Origin of the sequence: Pediococcus acidilactici, assembly GCF_016127815.1 — a bacterium.
GTDB classification, from domain to species: Bacteria; Bacillota; Bacilli; order Lactobacillales; family Lactobacillaceae; genus Pediococcus; species Pediococcus acidilactici.
In genome coordinates this window covers 2,006,241-2,032,492 of the sequence record NZ_CP066046.1, presented here as the reverse complement: position 1 = coordinate 2,032,492, position 26,252 = coordinate 2,006,241, and the positions used below count along the sequence as shown (strand labels likewise).

Here is a 26,252-nt window from a genome sequence, read left to right as displayed (position 1 = left end):
TTAGTCTTGTCCGTCTTAAATGGCGAGGATAAAGAGCGGTCACTTTGTCCCATAAAAAAACCGCAACTTTATCAACATGGATAATGTTACGGCTGTTTTTAGTATACGTAAAATACTTATTTGTTATTATGGTATGCTCCAAAGGCATCCCTAAAGTAATTAATAAATTCATTAACTGCCGGGGTTAAATTTCGTTCTCGTCGCCAAACTAGTACGCAATTGGTTTTTACTTCTGGTTGCAGCCGAATAAATTTGACCCCTTCTGGACGAATTTGTGCGGTCGCCCCTTCAATTCCAAAAGCTTGTCCAACTTGGCGTTTAACTAACGCTAAAACGTTGAAAATTAAATTGAAATTTCCTACCACTTTTAGCTGTGCGTAGTCAATGCCACTCCATTTAGTAACTAGCTGCCGAACCTCCGGCCTTTGCGCGATAAATAAAGGCATTTCTCGTAGATCAGCTGGCTGAATAGCATTCTTTTTAGCCCAGGAAGAATCTTTTGAAACCAGTAATCCCCATCTTTCGGTGCGGGGCAGGGTGATTTCCCCATATTTCTCGGTCGCGACCGGTTTTAACAGGACCGCTACGTCTAAAAGCCCCTTGTCCAATCGCGTGGTAATGTCGTCGCTAGTACCACTGTAGACGGTAAACGTCACCTGTGGGTAGTCTTGCACAAACTTTTCTAAAATCAAAGCTAGCGTATCCGAATTATCAGCTTCCACGCATCCAATGGCAATTCGCCCGCTAAACAGTTGCTTTCGCCGATTTTCAAACTCGAGGTTGGTTTGTTGCGTTAATTGTAAAATTTCTTCCGCACGAGTTTTCAAAAACAAACCAGCATCCGTTAACTGTAATTTACGACGCCCCCGAATAAATAAGGAGGTTCCTAGTTCATTTTCCAGCTCCCTTAGCTGGCGACTAAGCGTTGGTTGAGTGATATGCAGGGCTTTTGCAGCCTTAGAAATGGTTCCCTCTTCAGCAATCGTCCAAAAATATTTAAGCGTACGAATTTCCATATTCTTCCCCAATCATTTCTAAAATTGAAGTTCAACACGTTTATTTTAACTTAATTTAACTTCAATAAGTACCGCTATTTCAACCATCATCAACTGCTAAACCAAGGATAAGTTGAAGAAGAACCTAGAGGGGTTGAACCACATCATTAAGCACTCTACCTGGCCCTCTCCGCTTAGCCTAAAAGCGACCATCACGCCTAAATTTGGCATAATGGTCGCCTTTCAGTGAATGTTTATAAACCACCCAACTTTTGACATAATTTTCCTTAGTTCGTGAAATTTAACGGTCAAAAACGACGCTGTCACCTGACTTTTTTTCGCGATCGGCACCAATAAAACGCAGATCTGTCCCAATTTGACCCAAGAAATCCATTAACGCCGGGTTTAGACCTAATTCGTCTAGTGCGTCCGGATCCACCTGGTAACGAATGGCGTCTTCGTGGCCCCGCGCAACTTTTTCAACCCATTGCGGTTCGCGCAGCGATTCACGGCCCAAAGCGACGAAGTCAATCCCTTCGTCCATCACCTTTTCCGCGTCGGCTGGCGTTTCTACCGAACCAACTCCGATAATTGGTAAACGATTATGCACTTGTTTTTTAATACGCAAAATGGTGGGCCGTTTTTCACTGTCGTCGTTTAATGACTTTCGCCATACGTTCCCCATCGAAACGTGGAGATAATCCAGCGGTTGGTCAGCCAATTCGTCGATAAATTGCAGGGTGTCCGCTAGACGTATTCCAGGCTCTTCAATCTCTTCTGGTGAAATACGATAGCCCAGCATAAAGTGGTCTCCAGCATATTTGGCAACCGCACGATGTGCAGCCTGAACGACTGCCAGCCCAAAGTTCATCCGTTTTTCCACCGAGCCACCCCAGTGATCCGTGCGCCGGTTGGAATGCGGTGAGAAAAATTGTTGAATCAAATACGTATTGGCACCGTGAATTTCGACCCCGTCAAACCCTGCTTGAATTGCTAGTCGGGTAGCTTCGCCAAAGGCTTTGATGATTTGCTCAATTTCAATTTCTGACAATTCTCGAGGAGTTTCCATTCCTTCTCGCGGAGCGGCTACCGCACTTGCGCTAACCGGTTGGGTGCCCCGTAAAACTTTGCTATTTGACATCCGTCCGGCATGAAAAATCTGCAAAATTGCCTTAGTACCACCCTTTTTCATGGTTGCGGCTAGTTTAGCCAATCCCGGAATGAAGCGGTCGTCCGCAACCGAAAGTTCGCCTTCAAACCCTTTGCCGTTATCCGTGACGTTAGCAACCGGGCTAATAAACATGCCTACTCCTCCAGCGCGCAACCCTGCGTAGAATAGGTCGTCTCGGGAAACCGATCCGTCTTCTAAACTAGATTGGATGGTCATTGGCGGAATCACCACTCGATTTTTGACTTGTGCCCCATTTTTAAACGTGTATGGCTGTAAAAACTTGTAGCTCACCATTTTTTCGCTTCCTTTCTAAAAATTCCTTACACTTACGAGTATACTAGGAAAACGGTTCCAATCAACCGAAAACACTTATCATACTAAAACTAATTACTTATACATAAAAATCTATCATCCACCTGGCATTACAAAAAAGCTCCCCAAGGATTTTCATCCTTGAGGAGCTTTATCTAAATTGGTTACACTTTAGTTTAATTGGATTAAATCATTACCGTAATGGTTGCTGCTACTAGAATTAGTACTAAACCAGCAATCGTAACGGCCATTTCTTTTGGCGTCTTTTTTTGACCTAAGAACCAAATTCCGGTTAAGGTTGCCAAAACTACTGACGTTTGTGACAAGATGAAACCAGTTGCCAAACCATTCATGTTTGGTTGTGCCGAAATCAAGTAAGTCAACGCTGCAAAGGCAAAGAAAAAGCCCGAAATGATTTGTTTATAAGAAACTGCTTCAGTTAAGGCCGATTTTTCGCCCTTCATCGAAAGGAAGACGGCGTAAACAACGCCCACAATTACCATTCCAATCGCCTGTGGTAAGAAAGCGTGCATCCCGTCAACTGGAGTTGCTTGAGGAGCCGCCGAATATACCCAGTATCCGATTTCCCCGACTGCTAACCAACCCACTGCTTGGGTGATTAACTTGGAATTTTCCTTTGTTTTGTGTTCCGACCAAACCGTCAAGGAAGCACCAAAAATGATCATGATTAACGCGATTCCACCAACGATTTTAGCCGTGATTCCTGGCCAGTTTCCTAAGGCGATCACGCCCCATAACGAAGCTCCCAAGAGTTGAAACGCCGTAGTAATTGGCATTGCACGTGATGAACCAATCATTGCAAAACTCTTAAATGTAATAATTTCAGCACTTGCCCAACCAATTCCAGAAGCGATGGTTAAAACTAAGTTCCAACCGGTAGGTAAGCTTAGGCCGTTCACCATTGCGACTACCAACGCAAAAATGAAAGTACCAAAAGCGGTCCCGACAATCTGGTCAACCGGACGACCGCCGATTTTAGATGCTAGGGTAGGAAACAGTCCCCACCCAATCAACGGTCCAAGACCGATTAAAATTGCTGTTGCATTCATACTTTTTCCCCCTTAAATAAAGAGGCTGGGAACATTGCTTCCGCAGCCTCGGTTAATTCCTATGGCGTTGACCAAACATATTAATAATACGCCTTCAATAGGTCAATGGAAATCTTTTATCGTAGTTAATATTGACTATCTAACTGCTCAATCCCCTTAAGGGTAATTAAAATACTACGCCACTTTCCAAAATGATATTTGAATAAGGCGTCATTTCTCCCGTCCGAATGAACGCGCGACAGTTGTTTAAGTCTTGCTTCATTTCTGAGTGTGGAATGAAAGTAACCGGCACGTTAGGCATTATTTCTTGAATGCTTTCCAACATCTTAGGATTTTCGGTCTTGATTTCTTCCGCTAAGTAAATTCGTTGTACTTCTAATTCTTCTAAAACGTTCAAAAGTACTTGAGTAAAGCTTGGAATTCCATTATCAACTGCTAAGTCGATTTTTTCGGTTCCTGCTGGTACTGGCATACCCGCGTCACCAATGCTTAACTTATCGAAGTGACCCATTTGGGCAATTACCCGTGAAATATCTGAATTGATTACTTTTGTTTTTTTCATTTTTTCCGCACCCCTTCGTTAATTTAATTCTTTCTTGTATGGAATCGATGGTTGCGCACCAAAGCGTTGCACCGTCAATGATGACGCCTTATTACCATAAAGGATTGCGTCTTTAAGATTGCTAAAGTCTGGATTCAAAACCGTGCTCATGGCACCAATGAAAGTATCTCCGGCTGAAGTAGTGTCAACGGCCTTCACCTTAAATGCGGGAACGATCCCGGTTTCACCATTAACACTGTAGAAAGTTCCCTTACTACCAATGGTGATTAACACGGCCTTAATTCCTTGGTCATGCAAAGCTTTAGCAGCCTTCACCATGCTAGCTTCGTCAGTGACTTCAATTCCAGTGAGGATTTCAGTTTCCGTTTCGTTAGGAATAATCATATCCGTTACGGCTAGCAAATCATCCGGAACCTTTTCAATTGCGGGAGCCGGATTCAAAATTGTTTTTACACCCGCTTCGTGAGCGATTTCAAAAGCCTTAGTAGTTGCTTCCAACCCAGTTTCAAATTGAGCAATAACGAAATCACTATTTTTAATCACGTCTGTTTTAGATGCTACGTAATCCGGAGTAAAGGCCATGTTTGCACCGGCATGAAGCATAATTTCATTTTCACCAGCGTCGTCAACCACAATGTATGCTTGACCAGTTGCCTGATTGTCCAAAGTAGTAACTCCACTAAGGTCAATGTCTTCATGTTCTAGTAAATCTAACATTGCCCGGCCAGCATCATCGTTTCCTACTGCACCAATAAAATTGGTTTTTGCTTCGGAACGCTTAGCTGCCACCGCTTGGTTTGCGCCCTTGCCGCCCCCAGCGGAGAAGATTTCTTTTGTATGCATCGTTTCTCCAGGTTTGGGCATTTGCTTAACCCGAATTGTGCGATCTAAATTAATACTTCCAATAATCGTTACCGTACTCAACTTGTTTTCCTCCTGAGTTATAAAAATTGCCATTTATTTTAGGTAAAACGTTTTACTAAACAAAAAAATAAAAATGCCTTCCGCATGAAAACGTTTTAAAGACATAATAGAAATATAGCACAACACTTAAATTAATTCAAACGGGCAGTGGAAAATCGTTTTACTAATTGAACCGGCAACAACTCTTCTTCCCATTGTTTGTTAGGCTTTTCGATTCGGTCAATTAACATTTTTGCCGTAGTTTGCCCTAATTCAAAAATTGGCTGCGCAATCGTAGTTAACTGGGGGACCACGTATTCGCACATATCAATGTTATCGTACCCAATTACGCTGTAATCTTCAGGAATTCGGCATCCCTGATCAGCCAGCCCGAGGTATAACCCTAAGGCAATTTGATCGTTTACCGCAAAAATCGCCGTCGCGGGCGAATTAATTACCGCTTGGGCCGCTTTACGTCCGCTCTTTTTGGATAGCTCGGCGTCTACGCGAACAATCTCGTCTTCCCCAAATACCGTTTGGAAGCCGCGAAGTCGGTTTTGAATATTTTCCGTGGCGTTTTCAGGCATTACAACGGCGACTTGCCGGTGACCTAAATCCCATAAATGTTGGGCCGCTTGTTGTCCACCAGAAAAATCGTCGGTAAGAACCGCGTCGCTGATTCCCTCCGACTTTTTTTGGTCTAAAACGATAAAAGGAAATTTTTCGCCGCGCAGAATTTTTTGAATTGCCTCGTTAGAAATTGACGAGCTAGCAATGATAAACCCATCGACTCCCCGGTGGGTAAGTTCCGTTAAATAACGGTCTTCCTTGCCTTGATCCATATCCGCGTTGCAAAGCATCGTCATGAAATCATATTGGTATAATACGTTTTCAATCCCGCGAACTAAGCTGTTGAAAAAGGGATTAGTAATGTCCGGAACCAACACCCCGATCATCTTACTTTTCTTCATAATCATCCGCTGCGCAAAGTAATCTGGTTCGTAACCCAGTTTTTCTTTAGCGCGTTGAATCCGTTTGATCGTTCTTGGAGAGAAACGAGAGCCGTTCCCATTTAAAGCTTGGGAAACCGTGGTAACGGAAACCCCGGCAGCTTTGGCAACGTCTTTGATCGTAACTTTCTTTTTATTCATTATGTCAACCACACCTAAATTGATAAATTGTTTTAAGGAATAGTGTACACTAAAAAAAGCAAGCGTGTGTAAATCTCTTTGGAAGATTTTACGGTCTCATAGAATGAATAATTAATTATTCACCTGAAAAATTAATTAATCCGTGGGCTTTACCAAACTGGCAAAAAGCATTTTAATGCGCGATTCCTTAGTTACGGAACCTAAAAAACAGGCTGCCAGAAATCCCTGACAGCCCGCTTATAAAACTAATTTTTAACTTCAATTGAAGTTCATTTTTAACTTCATTTAACTATTCCTAAAGTTTGTAAGATCAGATAAATGTTCAATAAAATCAATATTATTGTAGCAATCCAAGCACACCACTTCACCCACTGACGGTTAGCAAACTCACCCATCAGTTTTTTACTACTGGTATACATTACCAACGGAATTACCGCGAATGGCAACGCAACACTGAGGAACACTTGGGAGAAAGTCAATAGATTTTCAATCTTGGCTTCGTCACCATGATAGTAAATCGCAAAAATCAAAACCGGTGCCACCGAGAGCAAACGGGTTACCAACCGTTGTACCCACAACGGAACCCTCAGGCGAATGAAACCTTCCATGATAATTTGTCCAGAAAGGGTTCCGGTAATCGTTGAACTTTGTCCAGACGCGAGCAACGCTACCGCAAATAGCATACTCAACATTGGACTAGCAATTGCTCCAACAATTTGATTGTCACTAAGCGCATTGAACAAGTCCACAAATCGACCTAACGAGCTATCGGTTCCGTAAAACAAAGCCGCCCCTAAAATCAAGAGCAAACTGTTGACGATAAACGCCAAAAATAGTTGCATATTAGAGTCAATCGTGGAAAAACGAATTGCTTGAGCCACGTTTTTACGATCCCGGCGGTCAATTTCACGCGTTTGCGAAATCGAAGATCCTAGGTAAAGGTCGTGAGGCATTACGGTTGCCCCCACGATTCCCAATGATAAATATAGCATTGAATTGTTCTGCAAAATTACTGGTGCAGGCACGTAACCTTTAATGATTCCCGAAATACTAGGATCCGAAAGGAAAACTTCGTAAGCAAAAACAATTAAGATCACCATTACCAATGTCGCTACAATCGCCTCAATTTTCCGGAAGCCTAAGCGCATTAGCAATAGCAAAATCAATACATCCGCTGCGGTAATCAAGATTCCGATAATTAGTGGAATGTGGAATAATAGCTCAAGCGCAATCCCTGAACCAATAATTTCCGCAATGTCGGTCGCCATAATTGCTAATTCAGCAACCACCCACAGCATAAATCCGACTCGTTTGCTAGTACGCTCCCGAGTTAACTGCGCTAAATCCTTTCCGGTTACAATTCCTAACCTTGCCGACATTGCTTGTAAAAGCATGGCAATTAAACTAGAAATCAAAACCACCGACAGCAACGTATATTTAAATTGAGCACCACCCGCGATTGACGTAATCCAATTCCCTGGATCCATGTAACCAACCGCGATTAAGATTCCCGGCCCGGTATAGGCCATTAACGTTTTGAAAAAGCCGGCATTCTTTGGCACCTTAATACTACCGTTAATCTCATCTAAGCTCTTGTTATCTACTTCATCGAGTTTTTCTGACATTGTAGTCCCTCTTTTCTATTGGTTTAGAAATTCGGTAACTTGAAACAAACTCTCCACGCTAAAAATTGACCCATTTTAATATCAGCGAATTAAAAATGGATCAATTTTTGATATCTTCTTTTTTAAAACGGAGTGCTCTTTTCAAAAACCATAACTACTATACCATAAACCGTTATTTAAATGACCACAATTGCGCTTAATTTTTTTCACAACGTTCCGTGGCCTTCAATTATCGCTTACGGGTTAACACAGCGATTGCAAACATAAGGTTCACTACGACAATAATTCCCCAGTTAAATTGAAACTGATGAGGGAAAAAGTCCGCCACCCACCAGCTCATCCCCGTGGTAATCAGCGCAAACAAAAGTATTTCGCGGATTTTACGACGCCAATCCATCAAATTCACCCAACTTATTTTTAATCAATTTAGTCATTTAAGGACCCATTGTCACATTTAAGCGTTAAACCAATTATAGCGCCTATGGTTTAACTTGCCTAACTTTAACTAGTCCCTCGGGCGTCACCCGAAATAATCCAGTACGATAATCTTGGTGATAGGTCTTTTGCAACATTACCGTAAACGTACGGTGCCATTCTGGAAGCGCGATGTATTGGTAACTTTGAACTAATTTTTTAAAGTCGGTTGGCGACATCATGAAATCTTCACGAGTGACCACGTTGTCCGAAAAGAAATAATATTTTCCAACGTATCCCGCGTAGTAACTTGCTACGTCATCTTGATGCGGGTCGACTAACAAAACTTTTTGGTGGTTGTACTTGGTGGTCTGCTTGGCGATTTGGGGCAGCTGGACCGGCAGCGCTTCTTGACTATGCGCGTTATTATACTCCACACCATCAATTTCTGAAATCATTAAAATTGTTGAAAAGATCATCAGTGCAAGCGTCGTGAATTGGTAAATGTTTTTGGTAATCAGAGAACTAAACGAACGAACGCCTCGTTTTTGAATTTCTTGTACAAACATTGCCCGATCCATCGCTATCGCAATTGCTAAAGCAGCTAGGAAGAGGTTTAAAACCACCATGCTAGATAAGTAACGTTCTAGTCCATCAAGGTGAATGGCCTCCTTGTACGGCATGGAAACGAGGTACATAGCCAATACACTCACGTAATAAACCACAAAACTAAGGTCGATGGCTAATAGTACTTTTAAAAGCGGAGTGCGCTTATGTAAAACAAGTCCAATCACCACCCAGGCCACGATTAAACCAATGTTAATTAATAAAACGCCCCTCGTAGACAGGGAATTTAACGTTAAAATTTGATGAATGAATTGGTGGCTAATCCGACCCATTACGGCAGAGCTTTCGTGGTTTAGCTGACTTTGATACGCTTGGGCGCTGATCTGATGTTTAGTAACTGCGTGAAACGTGTTGTGCACGTGTTGGTTCCACCAAAAAAAGGGCAAATAACTGAGTCCCATAGTAAGTGCAGTTCGCCATGACGCAAACCGGATCCGTAACCAACGCTTATCAACGCCATAGTTAGTGGTTAACGAGTACATCAGATAACATCCAATCATCACCACGTACATCGTCCCCGAATTTTTAATTAGTAACAGTTCTGCGCTAAAAATCCCAGCAGTTACGCATTGTAACCACGGATGGCGACGATACGAATAAATTCCCGCAAAAGCCGCAGCCGCCAACACTGGCAAAACAAAGTCTACCAGAAGGTTATTCATCCGAATTGCGATGTTAAAAACGTTACTGATGGCAATGATGAAACACAAGAAGAATGCTGTCATAGTACGACTACGATCCCGTAATGCAGCAAAAAGGGCGTATAGTCCCGCCCAAATCAACAGGAATTGTCCCACTAACATGGCGCCTTCACTAAAACCAACCCAGCTAACAAATTCCGTAATCCATAAAGCCGCGGCCGGCGGGTAGGACGTGAAAGAAATTAAAGTTTCGCCTCCGGCTGGTAAGTGCCCTTGAAACAATAAGAACTTAACCATTACGGCCCAGTGAGAATAATTATCGTAGTGAATTAAGGGACTGAGATATAAAGTGTGGCCCATCATAATGCCCAAAAACATCATCCAAAAGTCAAAATAATGGATTCCTTCAAAGGGGAGCTTTCCCCGATTAAAACTGATCAAGCCGACCCGCACAACCAGTCCGATACAACCCACAATCACGACGGCCTTAAGCCCGAACTCCAATAAATTTAGCATTGCCAGAAAGTACAACGCCAAGGTTTGGACGACCATTGCCGTAATCCACGACATGTACTTGTTTACGCCAGCCATTCGGATTAACCCCGTATATCCTAGCTGTGCCATTGCAAAAACAATCAAACCAAAAAATGACATTTTTCCATTACCTACATTTCTAAGCTAACTTTTATGAACGCCGCATAAAGCGCGTCGCGGACCGTTCTAATTCTTTCAATCGCAAAATTACGTTCAAATGAAGTTGGTCAAACGGTGTTAGCCAATTATCTTGTTCTTTAGAGAGGAACTTGTTTTCCCCGTCATACGTTAGTTCTAAGTAGTAATCCTGATCCTTACGGTCTTCAATATTAATTGTCACTCCGTACCATTTCGGTTCAGTATCGACTACTCGGACAACTTTGCTCTTAAAATGAATTGGATAATTTTTGTAATAGATGATTCCCGTCGTTTCCGTTCCCATTTCTAGTTGATTTTGGTCGTCATCCAATTCAAACGAAAAACCGCCATCCGAAACGTCTCGGGTTTTAAAATCCGCCCACTTTCCATTTGCCAACTGCATGCGACCATTTGCGTGGCGAATAAACCGTTCGCTACGACGATGAATGTCTCGTTTCATCGAGATAAACAGGCAGAAACTAAGGTTAATGAAGTGCATTACCAACCAAAATGTAATTACACTTCCCACAATAATTTCTGACCCCCACTTTCCCCAGTTAAATTTAATAATCGCAATTAACGTTAGCGACCATAAAATCAAGTACGGGATGATGTACAATTTGTCTCGCCAAGAAAATTGTACTTTTTTATCCGTTACTTTAAATTTTTTGGCGTGAATACCAATTGATTCCAGTAACACGGGTAAAAATAAGTATGGGGCAAAAAAGGTTTCTTGTATTTCTCCCCACCGTTCGTTACGAATATTGCTGGAGGCATCTCCCAGTACAAAGTGCAGCAAGAAATATCCCGGTGCCCAGACAATCATTAGCACCCAGAAATTAGCATTAACGACCTGCACTTTAAAAAGAGCGTACAAAATCGGAGCCGCAATATAAATTAATCGGCGCAAAAAGGACCACCAGTAAAGCCACGTATTAATCAAAATAATTCGATTAATTAAGTTGATTTTGGGATTCAAAAAGATGTGGAGGTTACGACAACTTTGAATTACTCCCCGAGCCCAGCGCGTCCGTTGCTTGATAACACTCTTCATATCTACCGGAGTAATTCCGCTTGAAACGGGTTCTACCGTTGCCAAACTCTTATAGCCCTCACTGTTAATTTTGGTTCCTAATTCGAAATCCTCCGTGATTGTATCCGTAGGGAAACCGCCCACTTTATCGACCGCTTCCCGTAAGAACACCGCGTTAGACCCGGTAAATAAAGCATGCCCGTTGGCACCGTTTAAAACGTTAACGTCACGCGAGAAAAAGTCTTGTTCGTTAACTACCGCATCTTGCAAAAAGAGGTTGAACTGGAAAATATCTGCGTTATAAAAGCTTTGTGGCGTTTGTACAAATCCTAACGGCACGGTATGATCGGGATCTTCTTGCAACTCAGCAAAATTTTCCGTAAAAAACGGGACGCTCTCCATTAAAAAGTTGGAGAAAGGTACCATATCCGCGTCAAAGATGGCAAACAACGGCGCATGAAGCTGTTCCAATGCATTGTTAATGTTTCCCGCCTTAGCATGCTTATTTTCTTCCATCGTAACGTAATTAGCATGGTACTCCTTGGCTAACTGGCGAACTTCCGGACGATTCCCATCGTCTGCAATCACCACGTTAACCAACTTAGGGTCGGGATATTTCATGAATTTGGCCGCATTCACGGTTTTACGCAATAAAGCCACCTCTTCGTTATGGGTGACGATAATCACGTCAATCGCCGGGAGGGGTTGGCGATCATCAAAATCCGGGATTTTAAAATCAACCGGCTTCTTTTGCCGAATTAACCGGAAAGCAATCAATACGTAAGCCGTAAAGTTAGAGACAATCTCACTACCAACCAACATCAACGCAAAAATTAGTGTAAAGAGGTGGGCGTGCCACGGAATTGTAAAAAACACCCGCCATAACAGGTACAAAACGGACAAAACAATTGCTAAAATATAACTAATTTTTTTGATTTTTGGCATTAGTCAGCCCCTCGCTTTTCCTTAAAGATCAAATCACGTTGGATTTGATAGCTGATAATAAATAACGTAAAGTCCACCACAATTTTAGCGATTAACGGTGCGACACTGCCCTGGCTGTGTGGTAACCATCCCGTAACTAAATCAGTTAGGTATCCGGAAGCAAACATTTGGATAATAAACAACACCCCGTATTTAATAACGGTCTGACGTCCCTGTTTGCCAAATACCACCCGATGGTTCAGCGTGTAATTAACCATCGCAGATAGCAAGCGTGAAACAATTGTGGCCACGATAATTCGTTCTCCAAGTAATTCTTTTCCCATCAAAACAATCATTAATTCAAACAATCCTACATCAACTAGAAAAGAAATCAACCCGCTCATCGCGAATTTCAAAAAACGTGCGTATATTGCGACCGAATCACGAACCACCCGAAAGTGTGATGACTTATTGCCATCTAAATAAATTGTGGGGATTGGTTGTTCGGTAATCTTAACCTGGAACTTCCGTGCTCGAAGCAACATGTCAAACTCAAATTCAAAACGTTCTCCCGGAAAACTAAGTAATTGCCTCACGTAGCTTCGAGGAATCACCCGCAGACCAGTTTGCGTATCTGAAATATTTTGCCGAGTGAGCATGCGCACTAATTTACGCGTTAATACGTTACCAAACTGGCTCCGCCATGGGATTTGATTTGTAAATTGACGTGCACCGATAATTAAGTCTTGCGGATGCTTTTCAAACTGATGAATACAAGCCGCTAATGCATCCACCGGATGTTGTCCATCCGCATCCATGGTAGCAATCCCCTGAATTTGTGGGAAATTTTCTAAAATGTACTTGAAACCCGTTTTCAACGCGGCTCCCTTTCCCCGATTAACCTCGTGATGCAGTATACGAATACGTTCATCTTCCATATCTGCAAGACGTTGGAAAATCGGCTGCGCCTGCTGGTCGCTACCATCGTCAACGACCACGAGTGCCTGTACGGGAACCGAACTTTCTAACAGCTCCTGAATTAAATCGAGTAATTTTTCATCAGGATTTAATGCCGGAATCAAGACGCCGTAAGCTTTCATTGGTTTCCTCCGATATCTATTTTTTAATTATGAAAAAACTATGTGTTTTTTGTGGCTTGGTGTATCAAAAAACATATAGTTACGATTATTTTTTTAAGGCTTAAAAATAACATAGTTTTTCAGTTACACTAGCGTTTATCATACTTCAAAACGGGCACCAATTCAATTTAAACTAGTAATTAAACAATAAAACATTAAATGAACTCGATTTTACATTTAGCCTTGAACGAGTAGAATTAAAATGTGAGGTTAACTCAAAAAAATACATACTATTTAAACCATTTTACTAAAGAAAACTATTAAACTAATTTGTAATTATTTACTTAAAGAAAGTGGGTAAACGTAATGAACTTATGGGGAGCAGTCTTTTTTATCCTGAGCCAAATTGGTTTTGCAGGCATCCTACGCATGGCAGGGATCGATAAATATTTGTCCTGGATCACTTCCACAGTTATCCAGACCCTCCTTCTCTATATTTTGGCCATGGTTGGCCTGCTTTCCTTCGGGATCCGCTCCGTCGTCTTCGTTGGATGTGTTTTTTTCTTACTTCGTCTCATCTTTATCGTCCTTCAAATTGGTAAATTGCCTTTCGAAGGAATTCATTATTTTGACGTCTGGATGGTGGTAATCGGGCTTACCGTGCTCCACACGCTAAGTCAAAGTATCCTTATTCACTATGACAACTACTCCCACTGGGCCATCATTGTTAAATATCTGCTTACCCAAGGGCATCTTCCAATTGCAGGCGATTCAATCATTTCTTTTACGTCTTATCCGCCTGCGACCGCTCTTTGGATTACCGAATTTGTTAGCTGAGTTGGTTTTAACGACGGGACCATGCTGGTTGCTCAATTTTTATTAATCTGGGCTAGTTTATACGCCCTTTTCGCCGTCCTACGCGACCGTACCCGTTCAATGAACGGTTTCTTTCTTTGTTTCATTATCGCGATAATAAATGTTTTTAACATCGCAATTCGAATGAATAATTTACTGGTTGATTTTGTCCTTCCCGTAGTTACCGCAGCTGGATTTGCCGGAATTTATGCCGAACGAAAACATCCCCTTTGGCAATGCAGCATCACCGCGCTTTTTAGTGCCGAATTACTATTAGTTAAAAATTCTGGAACCATGTACGTGGTAATGCTGGTTGCTTATTTGCTGTATTCACTTGCAACCAATCGCGAAGGCACGCGCTGGCAACGATGGTTTTGCAGCTTGGCTTTGAGTGCGTTTACCGCAGTAATTGGCTTTCTACCCTTTTTTTGGTGGAATCAACACGTTCACAACACCTTCACGACAATTTCTAAGCACCAAATTAGTGCCCAAGCGTACCAGCAACAGTTGCATCACGAAGGCAATGCCGTTGTTATCAAGATTGGCCATCGCTTTCTCGACCAAATATTAAATTGGCGTGCCCTATCGACCCGGGGGTTTTTGCTAATTAACGCTGGTTTATTAATTGGTTGGATTGTAATTACTTTCCTTATGCACCATAAAAATCCATTGCTAAAAACACTATTTGCTATCGACGTTAGTTTTCTAATTTACTACGGTAGCGTATTTGCCATGTACCTCGTTTCCATGCCCTACGCAGAAGCGATTCAACTTGATGGGTTAGAGCGCTACCTATCAAGCATGGTGATTTTAAATCTTCTGCTAGGCGCTATGGTATTAGCCGTGGTTATGGACCAGGCGATGTTCGAACAAAGAATTGGCCGGCGGGGGGTTCGTTCCTTTAAAAACGTGTTTACCAAAAATCTTTATCAGCTTACGGCGTTGGTACTAATGATTTTCTCCACCATTTTAATGTTTTCAGAAATAAACGGAATCGAATATAACAACACCTTGGGTAAAGAACAGCTTCCAGTTCAACTAAAACAAATTGCCCAACCTTCGATGACTTACAATCACCGCAAAATTTTACTGGTAGACCCGCACACTAACGACGTTAATAACTACTATGCCGGTTACGTTGGCCGTTACTACTTCTTTTCCGATAAAGTCGTTGGTCAAGAGAACTTTATGATGGATCCGGCTACTTTTAAAAAGACCGTTGCCGCTTACCAATACGTAGCTTTACCAGAATGGCACCGCACATTTACGGTAATGTTGCAAAAGACCTATCATCAAAGTTATAAAACCGGGCTTTACCGCGTTACTTCCCGTGGATTGCGTCGGGTGCAGAAAATAACTCCGGTTAAAAATTAACCAAACGATTTCATTTTCCCTAAATTACTTGTATCATAGAAATGTAAGCGCATTATCAGACCATTGAGGAGGATTCACCCATGCTTTTAACCATTGTTCGTCACAGTACTAGTCAAGATAACGGTCGCGGATTAGTTTCCGGAGCCCGTTCCGACGTCGGTTTGTCCCCGGCTGGAATCGAATATGCTAAGGAAGTTAGTCAAAATTACGATTGGCACCAGTTTGACCACGTTTTTTGCAGTCCCATGCTGCGTGCTAAACAAACCGCGAAGATTCTTTTAGGTGATGACGCTGCGCTCACCTATGATCCCCGGATTACTGAAATGGACTTTGGCGATTGGGACGGGGTCTCCGAAAAATTAATTTACGACAAGCATCCCGAAGTTTTTGACCGTCTTGGTATGTTCAACGCCAAGTACGCTGACTACGCGCCCCATTCCGAAAGTTATGCCGCACTGGTTGCGCGGGTAAGCGGGTTTGTCGAAGACCTTAAACAGTAGTTTGCTGATCAATCCGTACTATTAATTTGTCATGGGATGACAACTCGGGCAATTTTTGCAGCCATCTTCAACGTTGACGTAGCTGAATTTGGCATTGTTCAAAACGTAACCCTAAATCAAATTCACCTTGATGAAAAGGACCACTTTAAGCCCCGGTTAAATTGCTATAATAATCGGGTTTAGTTCGGCTAACCCGTAACTTCGACCATTCAATTTTCTGTAAACAAAAAGATGACGGTGCAGAATTTTCTAATTCGATCCGTCATCTTTTTTATTACTCGTGATAAAAACTACTATCCCAATACTTCTTTAATCGCGTCAACCATTGGGGTTAAAGGCTTTCCGAGGTATTTTTCAAAATCGTCAGGTTGCACTGCTAAAGCACCGCTTTTGACAATTTGTTGAAAGGAAACCAACAGTTCAGCCACGTTTTGTGGTACTCCCGCATTTTCGACGAGGTTTTTTGCAGCGGTAGCTTCATCCGCGCTGATCACTTCCAGGTCTTTACCAGTTGCTCCCCGTAAGGCTGCGCCCAAATCTTCGTAAGTACGAAGTGAACCACCTAATTCTAGGATTTTAGGGAAATCAAATTTTCCGGAAACGGCTCGTGCCGCAACTTCGGCGTATTCGCGACGAAGTGCCCAGCCAGCTTGGCCGTTGCCACCCGCATAGATGAACTTGCCACCTTTAGCGCCCGCTGCTAAAAAGGCCGCTTCGTTTTCCAAATACCAATTATTCCGTAAGAAAGTATGGGCAATTCCGCTTTCTTCAATAAGCTGCTCGGTAAACCGATGGTCAGCGGCGAGCGGACTAGTTGATTCCGTTGCCTTGCCAAAACTGGTGTACGCAATGTAGCTCACTCCCGCTGCCTTGGCTGCTTCGACGACATCCCGATGTTGCGCTTGGCGGTCACCATCCGTTGTACTCGAGACAAAGAGTAACCGATCGATTCCCTCAAAAGCTTTTTGCAAGCTTGCCGAATCAGTATAATCACCAATCCGTACTTTAATCCCCGCTTCCTTTAGCTTAGCACCCTTCTCTTCAGTCCGAGCAAGGCCGTATAGATTATCTTCTGGAACTAAATCCTGTAAAACTTTTAAAGCATATCCCCCAAAGTTACCTGTAGCGCCCGTTACTAAAATATTCATAATCAAATCCTCACTTTCGTTATTAACTAATTAGCTGTACATTTATAAATCACACGTTTATAATAAGGGTAGTAATTCTGATTGTCAAGTGATAAATTCTAGAAGGGAGTTGATGATAATGAAATATTCCATGCGTTTTAGCGATACCATCCACGTGTTGGCTTACATTGCCATTCTGCACGATACGGCCCCGTTGACTAGTCAAGCCATCGCAGCCAGTGTGGAAACCAACCCGTCTAACATCCGCCGAATTATGGCGTCACTTAAAAAAGCTGGATTGATTAAAACCACCGTGGGTAAGCCCCAGCCAGCGCTAACCCGGGCACCAGAACAAATTTCTTTATTAGACATTTTCAACAGTCTTGATGAGGCCGACACGAATTTAATTCAAGTTGACCCCAAAACGAACCCGGACTGCGTGGTAGGCGGCAACATCCAAGATGCTTTAAACGCTCAATACGCTCATTTTCAAAAAGTTGTCCAAGACGAAATGGCTAAAACCACTTTGGCCGACGTCATTCAGGATATTGCAACTAACGAAGTCAAAAAACGGCCCGAAAATCAGGAATTGGTAGCTAATTTTTTGAATTCATAATTTTACTAAAAAAGACGTAGGTGTACGTTCGAATTGAAGAATTTGGCAGTTTCTTCAATTAACGTAAATCCTACGTCTTTTTTTATTTTTTGAACTTGCTAGTTAAAGTTATTTTTTCAAAACCATACGTTCCGCATCCACGCCTAACTCGGTTTTGATCCGTTGCTGTAATTCTTCAGCAGCTTGTTGTGCACGTTGCGCTTGGTCAGCGTTAACCGCTTCGATAACCAATACCGCATCGGTAGTTTCATCAGTTAGCATGGTGCGTTGAGCCTCACGCCAATTAAAGCAGCGGCAAATAGCTCCAGTTTGGTCGTAATAAATGACTTCCCCTGGCAACGCTGGCTCATCTTCTTCTACTCCAAGGGGCCGGAAACTTTCGCCGCCCTTAGCAACTCCGAGATGCATCGTACCATCCATTTTTTGTAAATCTTCGCTGCCACACGGCACGCCAAATTCGAGCGAAATACTATTATAAATATCGACTAACGGGTTAATTGGACTAAGCGATTTTCCTTGGGAAACTCGTTTGAGCAACGCTTCAATTGACGAACGGGCGCCTTTTTTCTTCTTAAATTTGGTAAACGCATCCCGCCATTCACTAATCACCGGGTTATTCCGAAAAACATCATCAGTAATAAATTTCTGGGCTTCTTTAACGGCATTGTCTAACATTGCTTGATAGTGTTCCGTTTGCATAGCCGCCAGATGGTTATCAATGCCATGCGCTACCAATACTTGAAACTGCGCTTCGGGAAATAATTCCCAGATTTGATCATCAACGATTAATGGTTGCATATTAAACTTCCTCCTCTTAATACTTACAGATTAATTCACAGCCATTATCTAACAAAATAGGTGCAAATGCAACAAAACTAGCAAAAAATATATTATCTCTGCAAAACTTGATAAACACTTTTAGTGTTAATTACAACGCATCCCATAAGCTAAGTTAAGTTAAGTTAAGTTAACTTAGCTTATGCGCATAAATTATCATCTTTTAGCTCTTTCTTATTTCATCATGCGATTAACCATTTCGGTTACATGAGCATCTCGAGAAAACAATGAAATTTTTCTTGTAAAAGTTACTTCGAATTCTTTCATTTTCAAATGTGATATGTCTGCCGTTACTTTATTTATTGCGATTGACTTAGGTAATACCGTTATGTAGTTGGAGTTAGCGACCATCGCAATCATCGATTCACCATAATCAATTTCTACAATTTTAGGAGGATTTATTTGCAAATCTTGGTAAACCCGTATCAAACGTTGGTGAATCGGACAATATTTAGGATACATTAGCAAATCCATTTTTTGTAAAGTGCATGGATCAATACTCTCCTTATCAAGGTTAATAAGGGGATTATCTTTAGAATACACCAGAAAATACGGTTCTTCATCTACCTCTTTTTCTGAATAAATTCCATTTATTTCATCTTTGAAAGCTGAATCCATGAAAATTACATCAAGACTTCCTCGATTAAAGGGCTCAATCAATTCATCAATCCTATTAGTGATAGTAGTTGATTTAAACGCATTTAAAGATTTGACAAAAAAGTTAGGATACAAATAAGACGAAATACTATCTAGAGTCCCCAGACGTAATTCATTAACTTTAGTTTCTTTTTGACGAATCGCGTTCCTCAATCCCTCTACCTGAGAAATCAGCTGTTTTGCTTCCAAATAAACCCTCTGTCCAATAGGGGTTAGGGCCATCCCTTTAGAACTTCTTATAAACAACTCTTGTTCATAATATTCTTCAAGCTGTTTAATTTTTTTACTGATTGCGGGCTGTGTTAACGACAAATATGCGCTACTTTGATTAATACTTTTTAACTCGCTTACCTTCACAAAAATATATAAAAGTTCCAGATTGAGGGCATCGTTACCAATCATTGCTTGCTCACCTCCATTTTAAAACACTGTATTCCTTAAACTTATAATACCATATACCATTTCGTTTATTCTTAAAAAGATTATATAGGTTTAATATCCATTCATAAGGTAAATAAATATTAATCAACTTTTCTACAAATGAAGGAGAATAATTATGACCGGAAAATATGCGCTTGGACTATTACTATGTTTAATATCAGTACTTTCATGGGGTGGAATGTTTCCCATTATGGAACCTGCCTTAAAAGTTATGGATCCCTTTTACTTCACCCTTTTTCGCTACGGTAGTGTTGCAATTATTTTTGCATTGATCTTATTCATTACGGAAGGTGCGCACGCTTTTAAAACTGAAGGCCACGTTTTTAAATTATGGGTCTTCGGTACTGCAGCATTTGCAGGCTTCAGCTTTCTAGTTTTTTTAGGCCAACAGCTTGCGGGTGCTTCCGGTTCCATCATCGCCTCAGTAATGATGGCAATTCAGCCTTTACTAGGTGTTCTCGTTGCTTGGATTTACAGCGGTATAAAGCCTACGTTAGCATCCTTAGTCTCAATGATAGTAGCCGCCATTGGGGTATTTATGGTTGTTACTAAAGGCGACTTTTCCGTGCTCTTTTCAGGACAAAACACTTTATTAGCAGTAACTTTAATTCTTTTAGGCGCATTATGCTGGGTAATCTATACCGCTGGAGGTGCTGATTTCCCTGAATGGTCTATTTTACGCTATTCAACGTTAACAGCTTTATTAGGCGTATGTTCAGTAATTATTGCGTTAACCATTGCTACCATCTTGGGTTGGTTACATTTTCCATCTTTAAATCAAATTGTTGCGGTGCACACCGCTTTGATTTACATGGTTACTTTTGCGGGAGTGATAGCAGTCTTTACTTGGAACTTAGGCAACCGAATCATCACTCCGATTAACGGCATTTTATTTATGAATTTGGTACCAATTACTTCATTTATAATTAAAATCGTTAACGGATACCAAGTTTCTTTATTTGAGGTGGCGGGTTGCATCATCACCATTACTGCTTTAGTTGGCAACAATCTCTACAATCGATATAAAGCTAAGCAATCAGATACTACCGAATTAACTTCAACACACTAAACTTAACTAGCAAAAAAAGACTGAGGAAAAATTCCCTCAGTCTTTCTTCTAGAGAAGAAGTAACTTATTTCCATTCAACTTTAAAATCGAACTTCCGCACTACCATATTGTTAAATTTGTAAAAAAATTTTTAAGTCTTTGACTTTGCTTTTAATATCTATGACCGATTAGTATTAATTTTAAGAAGATTTTCTACATTGTTACCTTCAGCAAAATCAAAATAACCGTACGGTAATAATGCTAGTGATTCTAACAATCTATTCGGGTACATAACGCCATACATTTGCTGTATCTTCTTAGGTAGTTCACTAGCACTAACTATACCACTATCTACAACAAGCTCCGTTGCCCTTCTTAATAAGCTTGGACTCTTTAACATATAACTAGCATCCTGATCAAACGGTTCAACTTTTCTAAGATGTCGATAACTAATCTGCTTTTGTAATCTTAAATAGTAATTATCATCAATTAACCCTAATTGACGCATTCTCTGAATTATTGCCGCTCCAGATGAATACCAGACTTTTTTCTTTTCGAAAATATCATCTAGCTTTTTAACTCCAGTAACATCCCTAATAAATAAATTCTTAGGCAATAAAAATGCGGCTGCAAAGTTATTAGCTTGTTGCTCCATTTTTCGATATTCACTATTTTCTAAATCTTCGGGGTTCCAAGAATCGGCATGCATAACCCAATGTCCTAACTCATGCGCAAGTGAAAATTGTTGTTTAAAGAACGACGATTGCTTATCTACAGCAATTGTATAGTATTTTCTATTTTCAATTATCCTGTTTGATCCGAAAGCTGATACCTTTTCCATCCTCTCAGGCAACAAAATAATAGTAAATCCATGTTTTTCCAATAAATTCATCATATTACTTATAGGATTGCTACCCAATCCCCATTTTTGTCGCAATAAACTAGCAGCCACTTCTGGATCTTGCTCGTCAAAAGCATATTTTACAGTTTCTGGAAACTCAACGTAATTTTCTAAAAAGTCTCTATATATTGTCGACGCTCTCATAACCACATCAGATGGTGCTTTTTGTTTTTGAGTACTTGTCAATAAAGATCTATAAAATGTGCCATTTGTATATAATCTCTTTTTGTATTTTCCGTAAAAGAATTCCTTTGGAAAACCTAATACTTTCATTATTCCAAACATAATCTCTGGTCTAGGACTAGATTTCCCGTTTTCATATTTCGAAACCATCTGTTTAGAAATTGATAGTTTGTTTGCTAATTGGGTTATAGATAAAGAATTGTAATACCTTGCTTCTTTAAGCCTTGCCCCATTAAATAGCTCATTCATCACTAATCAAATCCTTAATTATTATTTTGTCCCTCACTAACCCGTAACTTAAGTGGGACATCTCCTTCATTATTTTGGTCTAAATTACCATCCGTTGATTTACCTGAGCCTAATGCAACTACTGGTTTTTCTACTTTAATTTCGTCTATAATTCTACCCAATCCATCGTATTCTCGGATAAAGGAAATTACAACACCATGTTGCTCTTCATAACAAAAAACTAACAATTGTTTAGTTTTATCTGCCCACTCACCTAACAATTTTGTAACTATATTTCCATCTTTTGGATCTTCTAGCCGTTCTATGCTTGAACTAAATAAATTTTTTTGTCCTAAATAATTCCAGTCACCAGCCACACCATTTATAGCAGAACATGCATGCCAAATAAAATGATCTGGCGCCTTTTGAGCCATTTTTATGGTTGCATCTTTAAAGAACAGTATTGCCGTTCCACTAGTTTCATCAAATACAACTGGGTAGTTTGTTGACCGATACCTAGCTTTTCTAACTGGCAAATTCATACTTTTTATATTGGTGATTAAATTTGACATACGTAAATCAGTTTCTGTTCTACTCTCACTGTTATATGGATCTTCTGGATTATTTACTAATAAATTTTTTGTCGCTTGGCTTTCATCGTGTATTAAGTCACCTTCAAGTGCTTCTTTCCATGAAATTGAAGCTTCCATTAGTTTTGAGTTTAATTTCATATACCATCACCCTATCAAATTAGAATTATTTGTGATTTTGTCAACCAACCATTTAGAATCGCCTACGTATCAACACTTAATATAATACATTAATTCTACCAAAAAACAAGTGTTCGATCATTTATTATCGTGTGATTGCATAAAAGCATCAAGCATAACATTGGTTTGGTAATGCTATTTATCATACTTAGCGGATGCAATTACCCAATAAACATTTTCATTTTCCATAAAAATAGTATAAAATCTACAAATTATTGTATTATGAAAAAATTTTTGTGACTTAAATCTACACTTTTTACTAAAAAAAGACTGAGGAAAAATTCCCTCAGTCTTTTCGTCAACTCAACTAAATAAAATTAGTTAAGCTTAGTTTTGCTTTGAACTTCAAGCTTGTCGTTGAAGTCGTAAACAACTGGTTCACCAGTTGCCATTTCAAGATTCATGATGTCTTCATCAGAAATGTTTTCGATGTACTTGCTCAAAGCACGGAGTGAGTTACCGTGTGCAGCAATGATAACGTTCTTGTTGTCAAGCAACTTAGGAGCAATTTCATCTTCCCAGAAAGGAATAACCCGTTCAAGAGTTACCTTAAGGTTTTCACCACCAGGGATGATGCGTGGGTCTAAGTTTGCGTAACGACGGTCGTTAGCAGCTGAACCTTCATCGCTAGCATCTAACAATGGAGGAAGTACGTCGTATGAACGGCGCCAAATGTGAACTTGTTCGTCGCCCCATTTTTCAGCAGCCTTAGCCTTGTTTTGGCCTTGCAATGCACCGTAGTGACGTTCGTTCAAACGCCATGTCTTGGTTTCTGGAATCCAAAGTTGGTCAGATTCTTCCAAAGCATAGTGCAAAGTCTTGATGGCACGAGTTAATACTGAAGTGTAAGCTTGGTCAAATTCAAGACCAGCTTCCTTAATTAACTTACCAGCATTTTTTGCTTGTTTAACACCTTCATCACTAAGATCAACGTCAACCCAACCAGTAAATTGGTTTGATAAGTTCCATTCACTTTGACCATGACGAATCAAAACTAATTTTGCCATATCGTTTGAATACCTCTTTCTTCAAATAAATTTCTAACGTTCTAATTTTACAATTTTTAACCGCTAAGCACAAACCTAAAATAAAGAAGTTTTCTTAATCGAGATCAATTCGGTTAGGAAAGTGTGCTAACCGGGTGCCAGCTTTGCCTAACTCTTCTTCGATCCGCAAAAGCTGGTTATATTTTTCCACCCGTTCTGAGCGTGCCGGTGCTCCCGCCTTTAATTGCGCTGCGTTTGTGGCCACGGTAAAGTCCGCAACAAATGTATCCGCCGTTTCACCAGAACGGTGCGACATCATCGTGGTATAGCCATTTTTGCGGGCTACCCGGATGGCTTCGAGCGTTTCCGTAACCGTTCCAATTTGGTTTAACTTGATTAAAATTGAATTTGCCATCCCTTTTTTGATAGCTTCCCGAATCAAGCGCGGATTCGTGCAGACCGGGTCGTCAGCCACAATTTGGACTCTTTGCCCATATTCACTAGTAAATTTACTAAAGTTGTCCCAATCTTCTTCCCCGTAAGGATCCTCGATGGAAATGATTTCTGGAAACTCGTTTAGCAGCTTACCGTAGTATTCTCCTAGCTCTTGCGGCGTGTACGTCCGACCTTCAAAATCGTAATTCTTGGTCTCTCGATTATAGAAATAGGAGGCCGCCGCATCAAAAGCAATCGCCACTTCTTTCCCAGGAACGTAGCCTGCTTTAACAATCGCTTCGTGTAACATTTTTAAAGCATCTTCTGAGGAAGGTAAATCCGGCGCAAAGCCGCCTTCATCCCCCAGCCCAGTGGAATAACCCGCATCGGCAATAATTTTTTTCAATACGTGATAGGTATTGACAATTTTCTCAAATCCCTCCCGGAAACTAGTCCGTTCCACCGGAGTAATCATGAATTCCTGAATATCAATTTGGTTATTAGCGTGCTCGCCTCCGTTAATTACGTTATGAAAAGTTTGCGGAAGTTCTAAATCAGTTCCCCCTAAGTACCGGTAGAGGGGGATGTGGAGCGCATTGGCCGCCGCTCTTGCCGTAGCCATGGAAACGCCTAAAATCGCGTTGGCGCCTAATTTACGCTTATTGTTAGTTCCGTCTAAATCAATCATTATTTGGTCAACGTTAGCCTGGTTGAAGGGATCAACCCCCTTTAAAGCCACCGCAATATTGTTATTTACGTTGCCAATCGCCTTTAGCACCCCTTTGCCAGATAACCGTTTACCGCCGTCTCGTAACTCGACAGCTTCCTTTTCTCCAGTAGAAGCCCCCGAAGGTACCGCAGCCCGACCCATGATCCCGTTAGACAGCGTTACGTCAACTTCTACCGTCGGATTTCCCCGTGAATCGAAGATCTCGCGTGCCTTAACATTTTCAATAACTAGTGTCATTACTAAATTCCCCCTCTTAAACAAAAAAGACGCCTATTATCTCCAGGAATTTCCTAGAAATAATAGACGTCATCAAATTAATGTTTAATTATTTTTACGGCGAACGTCATCGCCTATTTAGTTACAGCCATATTGTAGTTCCACTTAGTAATTTTTACAACCCGCTTTTTGAAAATTCGCGCAATTTTATAAATACAACTGCGCCAAAAATTATTTTTGTGAGGACGCGGAAGGACCTTCGACCATGGCGTTTTCAGCTTCTTTTTCAGTTTGAGAAGGTTTACTGCTGCCAGAGCTGCTCGTTTCCGATGAAGAATTAGTTGAATCATCAGAATCTGGCTTATCGCTTGATTCCTTGTTCGAGGGCTTATCCTTAGAAGCGTCTTTAGAAGAACTGTCCTTAGGTTTCTTTTTAGGCGCCGCCGGTTTGGTGGTAGTCGGTCCTTCGTATCGTGGCTTTACCTTTGGCTTAAAGGATTTATTTGCCGCCCCTTGGTTATTGTCCGGCGTCGTATCACTATTGAAAGCTCCTTGGTCAGCAACGATCCCAGCATTATTAAACCGTTGCAGCGTTAGTGCCTGATCATGGAGGGTTTCATAATATCCCTTATTAAATTCTTCGTTGCTAAGCAGCAAGTCTAACTGCGCATTTGACGCATAAAAATCCCACGCCGCGTTCAATTTTTTAGCTTTCTTTAGTTGTTTACTGAACTTTTTAAAATTAGCCCTAATTTTTTTAATTAATTTGATCCGCGCTTGACTACGCTCTTTCAACGTTCTAGAGCCGTCTGAAATTTTCAGCACGTTTTGGTAATCTAACCGCGCGCTGGTAAATTCATTACTTTTAAATTCAGATTCTGCGCGGGTAAATTGCCGAGTTTGGTCGAGGAGGTTGGTTGCTTCCCGATCATTTTTCTTCTTTGTGAGGGCCCGTGAAAAATAATTCTTGGCAGCCGCGTAATTTTTTTGGGCAATCGCCGTTTGTCCGTTGGTGATGTTGCGTTGATATTGCAGTTCATTTTCGTGATAATGAGCAACTGAGTACCCACCAACCACTCCGGCGACCAAAAAAATTAGAACCGCCCAAATCCACTTTTTCATCGGTATTCCTCCCCATTCAGGTGTCTGCTTAATTATACCACGTAAGG

23 protein-coding genes, 1 pseudogene and 1 riboswitch are annotated in these 26,252 nt (G+C 41.1%); of the genes and pseudogenes, 5 read left to right on the top strand and 19 right to left on the bottom strand.

Annotated elements, in window-relative coordinates; all coding sequences use genetic code 11:
• Positions 1-116 precede the first annotated feature (116 nt).
• From I6H64_RS09865 to I6H64_RS09815, 11 genes are all read right to left on the bottom strand, one after another.
• Entirely contained in the window at positions 117-1,016 is a 900-nt protein-coding gene (locus I6H64_RS09865) for a LysR family transcriptional regulator (RefSeq protein WP_008841630.1), read from the bottom strand.
• A 280-nt stretch (positions 1,017-1,296) separates the two neighbouring features.
• Positions 1,297-2,460: an NADH-dependent flavin oxidoreductase gene (locus I6H64_RS09860; RefSeq protein WP_008841631.1), complete on the bottom strand. Its 1,164-nt coding sequence runs from the start codon at positions 2,458-2,460 to the stop codon at positions 1,297-1,299.
• Positions 2,461-2,663: 203 nt separating this feature from the next.
• Entirely contained in the window at positions 2,664-3,548 is an 885-nt protein-coding gene (gene rbsU, locus I6H64_RS09855) for a ribose/proton symporter RbsU (RefSeq protein ID WP_002829568.1), read from the bottom strand.
• Between the two features lie 166 nt (positions 3,549-3,714).
• Positions 3,715-4,110, bottom strand: a complete 396-nt coding sequence (rbsD, locus tag I6H64_RS09850) for a D-ribose pyranase (RefSeq protein WP_002829567.1) — start codon at positions 4,108-4,110, stop codon at positions 3,715-3,717.
• An 18-nt stretch (positions 4,111-4,128) separates the two neighbouring features.
• Positions 4,129-5,034 (bottom strand): ribokinase, encoded by a 906-nt coding sequence (gene rbsK / locus I6H64_RS09845; protein ID WP_036685409.1) that lies wholly within the window; start codon positions 5,032-5,034, stop codon positions 4,129-4,131.
• 131 nt (positions 5,035-5,165) lie between these two features.
• Entirely contained in the window at positions 5,166-6,164 is a 999-nt protein-coding gene (gene rbsR, locus I6H64_RS09840) for a ribose utilization transcriptional repressor RbsR (protein WP_005918334.1), read from the bottom strand.
• A gap of 281 nt (positions 6,165-6,445) precedes the next feature.
• Positions 6,446-7,789 carry an Nramp family divalent metal transporter gene (locus tag I6H64_RS09835; protein WP_008841633.1) on the bottom strand — a complete coding sequence of 448 codons (1,344 nt, stop codon included), beginning with the start codon at positions 7,787-7,789 and terminating at the stop codon, positions 6,446-6,448.
• A gap of 229 nt (positions 7,790-8,018) precedes the next feature.
• Complete coding sequence (locus tag I6H64_RS09830) at positions 8,019-8,186, bottom strand: hypothetical protein (RefSeq protein WP_036667853.1); 168 nt, start codon at positions 8,184-8,186, stop codon at positions 8,019-8,021.
• Between the two features lie 82 nt (positions 8,187-8,268).
• On the bottom strand, positions 8,269-10,125 hold the full coding sequence (locus I6H64_RS09825) for an ABC superfamily ATP-binding cassette transporter permease subunit (protein WP_008841635.1): 1,857 nt from the start codon (positions 10,123-10,125) through the stop codon (positions 8,269-8,271).
• A gap of 31 nt (positions 10,126-10,156) precedes the next feature.
• Positions 10,157-12,121, bottom strand: a complete 1,965-nt coding sequence (locus I6H64_RS09820; protein ID WP_008841636.1) for a glycosyltransferase family 2 protein — start codon at positions 12,119-12,121, stop codon at positions 10,157-10,159.
• The gene (locus I6H64_RS09815) at positions 12,121-13,200 is read right to left on the bottom strand and encodes a bifunctional glycosyltransferase family 2/GtrA family protein (RefSeq protein ID WP_008841637.1); all 1,080 of its coding nucleotides are present in this window, start codon (positions 13,198-13,200) and stop codon (positions 12,121-12,123) included. The genes I6H64_RS09820 and I6H64_RS09815 overlap by 1 nt, the downstream gene beginning before the upstream one ends.
• Before the next feature lie 345 nt (positions 13,201-13,545).
• On the opposite strand from I6H64_RS09815, the pseudogene I6H64_RS09810 reads away from it, so the two are divergent.
• From I6H64_RS09810 to I6H64_RS10220, 3 genes and pseudogenes are all read left to right on the top strand, one after another.
• Positions 13,546-15,408 (top strand): annotated as a pseudogene (locus tag I6H64_RS09810) (ABC transporter permease).
• An 80-nt stretch (positions 15,409-15,488) separates the two neighbouring features.
• Complete coding sequence (locus I6H64_RS09805; RefSeq protein ID WP_008841640.1) at positions 15,489-15,908, top strand: histidine phosphatase family protein; 420 nt, start codon at positions 15,489-15,491, stop codon at positions 15,906-15,908.
• Positions 15,909-15,944: 36 nt separating this feature from the next.
• On the top strand, positions 15,945-16,091 hold the full coding sequence (locus tag I6H64_RS10220; protein WP_008841641.1) for a hypothetical protein: 147 nt from the start codon (positions 15,945-15,947) through the stop codon (positions 16,089-16,091).
• A 110-nt stretch (positions 16,092-16,201) separates the two neighbouring features.
• On the opposite strand, the gene I6H64_RS09800 is transcribed toward I6H64_RS10220, so the two are convergent.
• Entirely contained in the window at positions 16,202-17,056 is an 855-nt protein-coding gene (locus tag I6H64_RS09800) for an SDR family oxidoreductase (RefSeq protein ID WP_008841642.1), read from the bottom strand.
• A gap of 118 nt (positions 17,057-17,174) precedes the next feature.
• On the opposite strand from I6H64_RS09800, the gene I6H64_RS09795 reads away from it, so the two are divergent.
• Positions 17,175-17,651, top strand: a complete 477-nt coding sequence (locus tag I6H64_RS09795) for an Rrf2 family transcriptional regulator (protein ID WP_036685412.1) — start codon at positions 17,175-17,177, stop codon at positions 17,649-17,651.
• Between the two features lie 108 nt (positions 17,652-17,759).
• Here the strand turns inward: I6H64_RS09795 and I6H64_RS09790 are convergent, their stop codons facing one another.
• Both I6H64_RS09790 and I6H64_RS09785 read right to left on the bottom strand, forming a co-directional pair.
• Positions 17,760-18,449 carry a B3/B4 domain-containing protein gene (locus I6H64_RS09790; RefSeq protein WP_002832524.1) on the bottom strand — a complete coding sequence of 230 codons (690 nt, stop codon included), beginning with the start codon at positions 18,447-18,449 and terminating at the stop codon, positions 17,760-17,762.
• Between the two features lie 213 nt (positions 18,450-18,662).
• The gene (locus tag I6H64_RS09785; protein WP_008841644.1) at positions 18,663-19,547 is read right to left on the bottom strand and encodes a LysR family transcriptional regulator; all 885 of its coding nucleotides are present in this window, start codon (positions 19,545-19,547) and stop codon (positions 18,663-18,665) included.
• 154 nt (positions 19,548-19,701) lie between these two features.
• Between I6H64_RS09785 and I6H64_RS09780 the strand changes: the two genes are divergently transcribed.
• Positions 19,702-20,655 (top strand): DMT family transporter, encoded by a 954-nt coding sequence (locus tag I6H64_RS09780; protein WP_008841645.1) that lies wholly within the window; start codon positions 19,702-19,704, stop codon positions 20,653-20,655.
• A 157-nt stretch (positions 20,656-20,812) separates the two neighbouring features.
• Here the strand turns inward: I6H64_RS09780 and I6H64_RS09775 are convergent, their stop codons facing one another.
• The 5 genes from I6H64_RS09775 to I6H64_RS09755 form a co-directional block, all read right to left on the bottom strand.
• Positions 20,813-21,967, bottom strand: a complete 1,155-nt coding sequence (locus tag I6H64_RS09775) for a helix-turn-helix domain-containing protein (RefSeq protein ID WP_008841646.1) — start codon at positions 21,965-21,967, stop codon at positions 20,813-20,815.
• Between the two features lie 14 nt (positions 21,968-21,981).
• Entirely contained in the window at positions 21,982-22,656 is a 675-nt protein-coding gene (locus tag I6H64_RS09770) for a hypothetical protein (protein ID WP_232623510.1), read from the bottom strand.
• 377 nt (positions 22,657-23,033) lie between these two features.
• Positions 23,034-23,723: a 2,3-diphosphoglycerate-dependent phosphoglycerate mutase gene (locus tag I6H64_RS09765; RefSeq protein WP_002829547.1), complete on the bottom strand. Its 690-nt coding sequence runs from the start codon at positions 23,721-23,723 to the stop codon at positions 23,034-23,036.
• A gap of 94 nt (positions 23,724-23,817) precedes the next feature.
• Positions 23,818-25,104 (bottom strand): phosphopyruvate hydratase, encoded by a 1,287-nt coding sequence (gene eno / locus I6H64_RS09760; protein ID WP_008841923.1) that lies wholly within the window; start codon positions 25,102-25,104, stop codon positions 23,818-23,820.
• Positions 25,105-25,160: 56 nt separating this feature from the next.
• Positions 25,161-25,227: riboswitch (Fluoride riboswitch) on the bottom strand.
• A gap of 87 nt (positions 25,228-25,314) precedes the next feature.
• On the bottom strand, positions 25,315-26,205 hold the full coding sequence (locus I6H64_RS09755; RefSeq protein WP_056985138.1) for a hypothetical protein: 891 nt from the start codon (positions 26,203-26,205) through the stop codon (positions 25,315-25,317).
• Positions 26,206-26,252 lie beyond the last annotated feature (47 nt).